At 68.5% G+C, this 9,463-nt stretch carries 8 protein-coding genes; 1 reads left to right on the forward strand and 7 read right to left on the reverse strand.

Going from position 1 to position 9,463, the window contains the following annotated elements; all coding sequences use genetic code 11:
- The 7 genes from F9K34_RS00370 to F9K34_RS00400 all read right to left on the reverse strand — a co-directional run bounded on the left by F9K34_RS00370 (position 1) and on the right by F9K34_RS00400 (position 7,273).
- The gene (locus F9K34_RS00370; RefSeq protein ID WP_291334476.1) at positions 1-1,047 is read right to left on the reverse strand and encodes a FecCD family ABC transporter permease; all 1,047 of its coding nucleotides are present in this window, start codon (positions 1,045-1,047) and stop codon (positions 1-3) included.
- Positions 1,044-2,138: an ABC transporter substrate-binding protein gene (locus tag F9K34_RS00375; protein ID WP_291334477.1), complete on the reverse strand. Its 1,095-nt coding sequence runs from the start codon at positions 2,136-2,138 to the stop codon at positions 1,044-1,046. Before F9K34_RS00375 ends, F9K34_RS00370 begins: the two co-directional genes overlap by 4 nt.
- Positions 2,139-2,268: 130 nt before the next feature.
- Positions 2,269-2,577 carry a hypothetical protein gene (locus tag F9K34_RS00380; protein WP_291334478.1) on the reverse strand — a complete coding sequence of 103 codons (309 nt, stop codon included), beginning with the start codon at positions 2,575-2,577 and terminating at the stop codon, positions 2,269-2,271.
- Between the two features lie 207 nt (positions 2,578-2,784).
- Positions 2,785-3,915: a saccharopine dehydrogenase family protein gene (locus F9K34_RS00385; RefSeq protein WP_291334479.1), complete on the reverse strand. Its 1,131-nt coding sequence runs from the start codon at positions 3,913-3,915 to the stop codon at positions 2,785-2,787.
- Between the two features lie 35 nt (positions 3,916-3,950).
- On the reverse strand, positions 3,951-4,604 hold the full coding sequence (locus F9K34_RS00390; RefSeq protein WP_291334480.1) for a histidine phosphatase family protein: 654 nt from the start codon (positions 4,602-4,604) through the stop codon (positions 3,951-3,953).
- A 12-nt stretch (positions 4,605-4,616) separates the two neighbouring features.
- Positions 4,617-5,336, reverse strand: a complete 720-nt coding sequence (locus tag F9K34_RS00395) for a response regulator transcription factor (RefSeq protein WP_291334481.1) — start codon at positions 5,334-5,336, stop codon at positions 4,617-4,619.
- On the reverse strand, positions 5,333-7,273 hold the full coding sequence (locus F9K34_RS00400) for a PAS-domain containing protein (protein ID WP_291334482.1): 1,941 nt from the start codon (positions 7,271-7,273) through the stop codon (positions 5,333-5,335). Before F9K34_RS00400 ends, F9K34_RS00395 begins: the two co-directional genes overlap by 4 nt.
- 201 nt (positions 7,274-7,474) lie before the next feature.
- Between F9K34_RS00400 and F9K34_RS00405 the strand changes: the two genes are divergently transcribed.
- Positions 7,475-9,442, forward strand: coding sequence for a long-chain fatty acid--CoA ligase (locus tag F9K34_RS00405; RefSeq protein ID WP_291334483.1), 1,968 nt, complete (start codon positions 7,475-7,477; stop codon positions 9,440-9,442).
- Positions 9,443-9,463 lie beyond the last annotated feature (21 nt).

Here is a 9,463-nt window from a genome sequence, read left to right on the forward strand (position 1 = left end):
TCAGATCTCCTTCTGTCGGAGGATGACGGCGATCAGCATCGGGATGCCCGCGATCGCGGTGACGATCCCCACCGGGATGGCGGCGCCGGAGGAGAGGAGCTTGGCGGCGACCGAGGCGATGATCAGGATCAAGGCGCCGGCCAGCGCCGCCATGGGCAGGGCGAAGCGGTGATCCTCGCCCACGGCCGCGCGGGCGGCATGGGGGGCGATCAGGCCCACGAAGCCGATCGTGCCGGTGAAGGATACCGCCGCGGCGGTGAGAGCGGCGGTGAGAAGGAGGATGCGGCGGCGCAAGCCATGGGTGTCGAGGCCAAGGCTCTGGGCATTCGCCTCGCCCATCCTGAGCGTGGTCAGCGCCCAGGTGTCGCGAGCGATGAACGGCAGGCAGAGCAGGGTGATCGCGCCCGAGACCTGCACGGTCGTCCAGTTGGCCTTGAGGAGCGAACCGAAGAGCCAGAACACGATCTGCTGCAGCACTTCCGGCGAGGCGAGAAACTGGAGGAGTGACTGCAGCGACTGGAAGAAGAAGAGGACGGCGATCCCCGCCAGCACCATGATCTCCGGCTGGCCTCCCCGTGCGCGGGCGACAACCCAGACGAGCAGCGTGGCGGCGAGCGTTGCGGCGAAGGCGCCCGCGGGCGTCAGGAGATGGCCCGGCAGCGGCAGTCCGAGCGCGGCACCGAAGAGGATCGACGCGGCCGCGCCGAAGCCCGCCGCGGCCGAGAACCCGAGCGTGAAGGGCGAGGCGAGGGGGTTGGCGAGGATCGTCTGCATCATCAGCCCGGCAAGCCCGAGCGCAGCGCCGACGATCAGCGCCATAGTGGTCTGCGGCAGGCGGATCTGGAAGAGGATCGCGGCGGCGGCGCGGTCCTCGCCGCCGGGGCCGGCCCGGAAAGTCCGCCAAAGTTCCCCGGCGCCCATGCCGGAGGGCCCAATCATGAGGTCGAGGAGGCAGAATATCGCGAGGATCAGGAGGGCGGCGACGAGCGCCACCCCCCGCTGTCCGACCCGTGCCCGCCAGGGCAGCGTCCGGTCAGTCGCGTTCATTTCAGTTTCGTGACGAAAAGGCCGTCGGCCGCGACCGGCATCCAGGTCTTGTAGTACTCGGCCAGTTCCGCTGTCGGGTCGACGTCGGCAAAGGCATCCGGGTAAAGCGCCTTGGCAATGGCCCGGGCATAGACGAAGTCCGAGAGCGTGCGGTTTCCGCCGTGGTAGATACCGTAGATCTCACGCGACTGCACCGCCGGCAGATCGGACCAGCCGGGCCGTGCGGCATAGGCCGCCATCTTCGGCTGCGCCGCCTCGTCTGTCGCGCCGAACCCCAGAAGCACGGCCTCGGGCTTGTTCAGCCATTCCGATCCGGCGAGAAGGATCACATCGGGCTGCTGGGCGATGACATACTCGGGCGAAAGCGGCCCCCAGTTCTCGATCTGCCCCTTGGCGATGTTCGACCCGCCGACGAGGTCGATCACCCCGGCCCACATGCCCTTTCCATAGCTGTTGCCGATCTCTGCCGGTCCTTTCTGGGCAAGCTCGACGTAGATCTTCTTGCCCGAGGCCCCCGCCCCGGCAACCCGCGCGAGCGTATCTTCGGTCTTGGCCTGATACATCGAGGCGAGCTGCTCGGCGCGCTCGGGTTCCCCCATCACAGCGCCGAGAACGCGCGTGGACATGAGATGCCGCTCCAGCGTTTGGGCGTTGTAGTCGATGGCGACGACCTTGATGCCCGCATCCTCGATCTGCTTCACTCCCGGCTCGCCGAGCGAGGCTGTCTGCCAGCTTGCGAGGATTGCCACTTCGGGCTTCGCCGCGATGAGCGCCTCGGCCGAGAACGTGCTGTCGTCGGTGTTGCCGAAGTCCGGCAGGGCGTCGAGGTCCGGGAAGACGGCGGTGTAGGCCGCCCACTGCCCGGGCCGCCAGTCGGCCCAGGGCGCGCGCGAGAGGGCCACGATCTTGTCCGCGCCCGCCGGCCCGGTCACGGCAAGGTAGTCTTCGTAATAGAAGCCGAGTGCCACGCGGTCGGGCACATCGTCGAGCGTCACGGTCCGACCGTCGAGATCGGTCACGGTGATCCCGGCGAAGGCCGGGGTTGCTGTCAGCATCAGCGCGGCAAGTGCCGCGAGCTTCATGGTCTTCATTGATATCTCCAGTCTCTGGGAAACCTGCACCCGCGCGGTCGCGGGGATGCACTCGTTACGCATGGTTGGGATGCCGCCCGAACGGCCCGGCCCAAGGGGCGCGGGATCGGCCGCGTCAGGCGTCGGTGACTCAGGCGAGAGTGGAGACAGGGGGCGCCCGTGCGGCGCGGCTCAGATCGACGGCGAAGCCGGGCCGGTGTGCCGTCGTCAGTACCGGGCGGAACCGCGCGAACGCGGTGCGGGTGGCGTCGGCAAGGAACGCGGCTTGCACCGCGGCGATGGCCTGCGTGACCGCAAGGCACTTGCCGACTTCCTGGTTGGACTCGGGCAGCGGCGCCTGCCCTGTCACGCTCCCGTCGGCAGAAAGCCAGAGGTCGCGCGGGCCTTCCTCGGTACACAGGACGAGCCGGACACCGTCCTCGCCCGCCGCCCGCATCATCCCCTGGGGAACGATGCCGGAGAGAACGAGCGAAAGGAGGAGAAGTATGAGGGAGGCAAGCCGAGGCCAGGGCAAAACTTCCACGGCGCCCGCACGGCGGGCGGTGCGGGCGACCCTTCTCCCATTCGTGCACCGCGACATCATGCTTGCTGCATAGCGCACCGATCCAGGGTCGTACTTGACTTGGCTCAAGCGTCGTCGGCTGGGTCAGACCGCGGTGACAAGCCGCATGTGCTGCGCCTGATGCTGCGTCGCCTCAAGCCAGCGCGCGACCAGACGCGGATCCTGCGGGGCGCCGTGCAATCCCACCGCAAACTCGCGCCGCATCAGCGCCTCGATGGCGAGCGCAACAGTGCCGGACACGAGCCGCGCCATGGCCGAGCCGCGCACGTCGCCGTGGGCGTCCAGCGTCCAGGTTCGATGCCAGACAGGCCGGCCGTCGCGCTCCGCCTTCAGTGCGACGCAGAGGACGACCCTGTCGGGCTCCCCCTCTGCAAGCGGGTATCTCGCCCAGAGGTCGTCTGCGAGGGCCTCGAGCGTCTCGGGCGAGGGGCCAGCCGCGAGGGTCTCGAAGACCGGCGCCCAAGCCTCGGCCCAACCGTTCAGGCGGAGCGTGCCGCGGACGAACTCCTTCACCTTCCAGCCCGGTTCGAACCCGTATTCGGCGAGGTATGGCACGGAATCGCGATTGGGGTAGACCTCGAAGGTCTCGGGCGCGCGCAGCGGCGCGATGTAGGATCGCACCGCGTCCCAGGGATGGAGAACGCGCAGCTCGGAATAGTCGCGGATCGAGCGCGCAGGCGACAGGAGCGCCTTGAGGACGCCGAGCGGCGACCAGGAGAACTTGTAGCGGAACGCGTTCGGCACCGCCGGCACGCCGCCGCAGTAGGAGGTGAACGACAGGACGTTGTCGCGGTGAAAGGCCGGCGAGGCGCGGTAGGCCGCGATCAGGTCGTGCGCCATGACATGATCGATGCCGGGATCGAGCCCCACCTCCGACACCACTGCGACGCCTGCCGCGCGCGCGGGGGCGTCGAGCGCGCGCAGCTCATCGGTCACATAGCTCGACGCGACGAAATGCGCGCGGTGGGCGACGCAGAGCCGCGCGATGCCCGCGTGAAGGTGCGCAGGCAGCATCGAAACGACGATGTCGCCGGCCGCGACCGCCGCCGCGAAGGCCGGGGGCTCCATCGCTCGGATGTCGTCGGTGATGTCGCCCACCGCCACCCGGGCCTGGTCCACCGGCAGGTTCCAGACCGTGACCGGGTGGCCGTCGAGGATCAGCCGGCGCAGTCCGGGGATGGAGGAAAGGCCCGTGCCGCACCAGTGGATCCGCATGGCTTGCTCCTTTCTTCGGGCGGGCCGCGCCCGCGTCAGTAATGCGTTCGGGCCGCGTGGCGGTCGGGATGGTCGAGGTGCGGGGTGGCACCGAACTGGATCAGGTGCAGGCCCTCGCCGTCGATCGCGAAGCGGTGGACCGAGGTGTTGAGTATCCGCAGGAACATCCGCGCCTTCACCACGGTCTCCAGTCCCAGCGCCAGTGCGCAGAGCGTGGCGATGACGCCGGTCGAGGTGACCAGAACCGCGCCCGACCCCTCGGCCGCGGCGTCGTGGATTGCGTCCAGCACGCGGTCGCGGAAGGCGTCGTAGCTCTCGTGGTCGGGGCCGGCGTGACCGGCCCGCCACAGCTCCAGAACCTGCGGAACATGCGCGGCAAAGCTCGCCGTGTCGGTCGGAAAGGGGATGCCGTCGCGCGCTTCGAGAGCATGGGACAGGCGGAAGTAGTCAAGCTCGTTCAGCCGCGGGTCCCGTCGGTGCGGACGGCCGCCGCGATTGACCAGCGCCGCCGTCTCTTGCTGCCGGCGCAGCGTGCCCGAGATGACGCGATCGAAGCCGCCGACGCTCAGGAGATGCTCGCCCAGCCATTCTGCCTGCCGGCGACCGAGGTCCGAGAGGCGGTCGTAGTCTTCCTCGGTGCGCGCGCCGGTGTTGGCCTGGCCGTGGCGGATGAGCGTGATCTCGGACATGCGGCCCCTGTTTCACCCCCAGCGCACGTCGCCGAGGAAAATGTAGCCCGCGCCGTAGATCGTCTTGATCAGGCGCGGATTCTTCGGATCCTCGCCGAGCTTCGTCCTGAGCCGCGAGATGCGCACGTCCATCGCCCGGTCGAAGCTTTCGCCCGCCGCGCCGCCGAGGATTTCCTGCATCTGCGCGCGCGAGACGAGCCGCTTGGGGCTATCAAGGAAGAGTCTGAGAACCTCGCCCTCGGCATGGCTGAACGCCACTTCCTCGCCCGCCTCGCTGACCAGCAGGTAGCGGTCGAAGTGCGCCGTCCAGCCCGCGAAGTGCGCGACGGTCGCGGTGCGGTCGGTGTCGGAGCGGGTCTTCCGCAGGCGGGCGCGAATGCGGGCGACGACCTCGGCCGGGTCGAAGGGCTTGATGATGTAGTCGTCAGCGCCAAGCTCCAGCCCCGTCACCCGGTCCTGCACCTGCGCACGGCCCGAGATGATGATGATCGCCGCCCCGGATTCCAGCGCCAGCCGATGAACGAGCGCCAGCCCGTCGCGGTCCGGCAGGCCGAGGTCGACGAGGCAGACATCCGGCGCGGTGCGCTTCAGCGCGGCCTCGAACTCCGTCGCGCGGGAAAAGGTCGACGTGCGAAACCCCGCCTCCTCCAGCGTGTCCGATAGCATTCGGCGAATCTCCGGCTCGTCGTCGAGGATGGCGACATGTGCGCGGGCGTCCCGGGCCGGTGTCATGCGGCCCTCCGGCGCGAGAGGGCGGCGGCGAGGTCGCCGACCGCGAATGGCTTCGACAGGACCGGGATGGGTCCGGCACGGGCGCGCTGGGCGTCACCGGGCGGCAGCGACGTCATCAGCACGATCCGCGCCGGATGGTCCCGCGCACCGAGCGCCACCGCGAGGTCGACCCCGCTCATGGTTCCGGGCAGGCCGATGTCTGACAGGATGAGGTCGAGCCCTGGCAGGTCGCAAAGCTCCATCGCTTCGTCCGCGCTCGCCGCCTCGATCACATTGTGGCCGAGCGAGCGCAGCATCCCGCGCACGTCGGCGCGGATTTCCTCCCGGTCCTCCACCAGAAGTACGAGCAGCGGATCTGCGGATTCGGTGCCTGGGGCGCGGCGGAACGGCAGCCGAAGGGTCACGGTCGCGCCGCCCTCGGACCGGTTGGCGAGCTTCACCGTGCCGCCGGAGAGCTTGGTGTGGTCGTAGACCATTGAGAGCCCGAGCCCCGAACCTTCGCCGCCCTTGGTGGTGAAGAACGGATCGAGCCCGCGTTCGAGCGCCTCGGACGAGAAGCCCGGTCCGGTATCGGCCACCGAGATTACCAGCCAGGTGTCGCGCAGGGGGCGCACCGCAACGGTGATCCGCCCCGCCCCGGACTTGCCTGCCACGATGGCATCGCGCGCGTTGAGGATGAGGTTCAGCAGCGAATCCTGCAGCGAACCGGCATCGAGCATCACCGGACCGCCCAGGTCGGCCACGAGAAGGTCGAGCCCGATGCCGGCCGGCAGCGAGGGCCGCGCCATGATCCGGAGGTCGGCCAGGAGGGCGGGCAGATCGGTGGGCAGCGGCCTTACCTCGCGCGGGCCCGAGATCGCGGCGATCCGGTCGAGAAGATGGCCGCCTCGACGCGCCGCCGCGAGCGTCGCGCGGGCCAGCGCGGTCGCGTCCCCGGGCAGGCCGGGCAGCCGTTCCAGCCGGCCCTGCAGCCCGAGGATGATGGTGAGAAGGTTGGCGAAGTCATGCGCGAGGCCCGAGGTCAGCTGCGCCGCAAGCTCGCGCTTCGCGGCCTGGCTCAGGGCCGCGCGGGTCTGCGCCTCCTCGGTCACGTCCATCGACAGGGCATAGACCCCGTGCGCCCCGCCGGCTGCCCCCTGGTCGGGGGTGAGCGCGATGCGGATGCGCCGCCCCGAGGGCTCGTGCGTGATCTCGAAGACATTCGCCTCTCCGGCGATGGCGCGGCGGAGCCCGGGCTCGATCCTGGCGAAGGTGGCTTGCCCCAGGACCTCCTCGACAGGGCGGCCGACGATGTCGGACAGGCTACCGGGCATGATCGCCGACAGACGGCGGTTGGAATAGGTGTAGACAAGATCGCGACCCACATGGGCGATGTGGGCCGGCATCATTTCGGTCACGAGCCGGGTGCGCGCCTCCATCTCGGTCAGTTCGCGCTTGGCTTCCTCCAGCGCGGCGTTCGTCGCGGCAAGCTCGCGGTTTGCCTGGGCGAGCCGTTCCGTGCGGTTCAGCACTTCCTCCGAAAGCTCCGCCGAGCGCCCGCGCAGCAGTGCCTCCTGCGCCTTGATGCCGGTGATGTCGGTATAGACGGTGACCCAGCCGCCCTGCGGCAGCGGGGAGCCCTCGACCGAGATGGTGCGGCCATCGGGCCGGCGCCGTTCCATGTAGTGCGGCACGAAGGCGCGGGCCTGTTCGACGCGGACGCGCACCGCCTCCTCGGGGTCGCTGACCGTGCCGTATTCTCCGCGCAGGACCAGGTAGCGGATGGTCTCCTCGAACGAGGTGCCCGGCCGGGTGAGGGCGTCGGGCAGACCGAACATGACCTGGTACTGGCGATTGGACACGGCAAGCCGGAGTTCGCTGTCGAAGATCGACAGGGCCTGCTGAATGAGGTTCAGCCCGGCCTGCGTGAACTTTGTGCGCGGATCCTCGCGGTCCATCTCTCCTCCGTCGCCCTATCGCTAGCACCGCCGGCGGGGCGGGCGGAAGGGGCAAGCGCTGCCTGTTACAATTCGTAAGGTTTACGCAAAAGTCAGGAAATCTTTGACGTCGAGCCTCCGACCCGGAACGCTGGCGGCAGCGGAGGAATCGCCGCTCACGCGAGAGGGCGCCGCAACGCCGGCGCAAGGGGAGAAGCTTTGGTGGCCACGACCGCGACCACGGGCGAACTGCAATCCATTCCCGCGCTCCTGGCGCGCAACGCGCGCGACTGGGGGACGCTTCCCGCCTATCGCGAGAAGGAATTCGGCATCTGGCAGAGCTGGACCTGGGCCGAGACGGCGGAAGAGGTCCGCGCGCTTGCGCTCGGCCTCATGTCGCTCGGGGTGGCGCGCGGGGACCATGTCGCCATCATCGGACGCAACCGCCCCGCGCTCTACTGGTCGATGGTGGCGGCACAGATGTGCGGTGCGGTGCCGGTCCCGCTCTACCAGGATGCGGTGGCGGAGGAGATGGCCTATGTGCTCGACCACTGCGGCGCGCGCTTCGTCATCTGCGGCGACCAGGAGCAGGTGGACAAGGTTCTGGAGGTGCAGGACCGCGTGACGGGGATCGAGCAGATCGCCTATCTCGACAGGCGCGGCATGCGCAAATACGACCACAGTCACATGAACGCGCTCGCCGACGTCGCGGGCGAGGGGCGTGCGGCGCATTACCGCTTCGACGCCGAGCTCGACACCCGGATCGGTGAACTGACCTACGACCACACCTGCGTCATGCTCTATACCTCGGGCACGACGGGAAAGCCCAAGGGCGTGGTGCTTTCGAACCGCAACATCATCGAGACCTCCCGGAACTCGGCCGAGTTCGACCGGCTTACCCGCGATGACGACGTGCTTGCCTACCTGCCGATGGCCTGGGTCGGCGACTTCATCTTCTCGGTCGGCCAGGCGTTCTGGACCGGCTTCACGGTGAACTGCCCCGAAAGTGCCGCCACGATGATGACCGACCTGCGCGAGATCGGGCCGACCTATTTCTTCGCGCCGCCCCGCGTGTTCGAGGGCCAGCTCACCAACGTGATGATCCGGATGGAGGATGCAGGCCTGCTGAAGAAACGGATGTTCGACCATTTCATGGCTGTCGCCCGGCGGGTCGGCCCGGCGATCCTCGACCGCAAGCCGGTCAGCGCCGGCGACCGCTTCCGCTACTGGCTCGGCGACCTCTTCGTCTATGGCCCCTTGAAGAACACGCTCGGCTTCTCGCGCGTGCGCGTGGGCTATACCGCCGGCGAGGCAATCGGGCCTGAGATTTTCGACTTCTACCGCTCGCTCGGCATCAACCTGAAGCAGCTCTACGGCCAGACCGAGGCCTCGGTCTTCATTACCCAGCAGCCCGACGGGGAGGTCCGCTCCGACACCGTGGGCGTGCCCTCGCCCGGGGTGGAGGTGCGGATCGGCGACACCGGCGAGGTCTTCTACCGGTCTCCGGGCGTTTTCGTCGAATACTTCAAGAACCCCGATTCCACCGCCTCCACCAAGGACGCCGAAGGCTGGGTGGCCACCGGCGATGCCGGTTTCCTCGAGGAGGGCAGCGGGCATCTCAGGATCATCGACCGCGCCAAGGACGTGGGCAAGATGGCCGATGGCCGCCTCTTCGCGCCGAAGTACGTCGAGAACAAGTTGAAGTTTTATCCGAACATCCTCGAAGCCGTCGTCTTCGGCGCCGGGCGCGAGATGTGCACGGCCTTCATCAACATCGACCTCACGGCGGTCGGCAACTGGGCCGAGCGCAACAACATCGCCTATGCGAGCTACCAGGAGCTGAGCCAGCATCCGAAGGTCGGGGAGACGATCGAGGCCCATGTGGAGGAGGTGAACCGTTCCATCGCCGCCGACCCGATGCTGTCGGGCTGCCAGATCCACCGCTTCCTGATCCTCCACAAGGAACTCGACGCCGATGATGGAGAGCTGACCCGCACCCGCAAGGTCCGCCGCAACATCATCGCCGAGAAATACGCCGACCTGATCGCCGCGCTCTATGGCGGCAAGGACAGCGTCTATACCGAGACCGAAGTCACCTACGAGGATGGCCGGAAGGGCTCCATCAAGGCCACGCTGACCATCCGCAATGCGACGGTCGTGACGGGCGAACAGAGGATGGCGGCGGAATGAGTGTGACGGTCGCCCTCCGCC

It is taken from the genome of Albidovulum sp., from assembly GCF_008933605.1.
Lineage (GTDB): Bacteria > Pseudomonadota > Alphaproteobacteria > Rhodobacterales > Rhodobacteraceae > Albidovulum.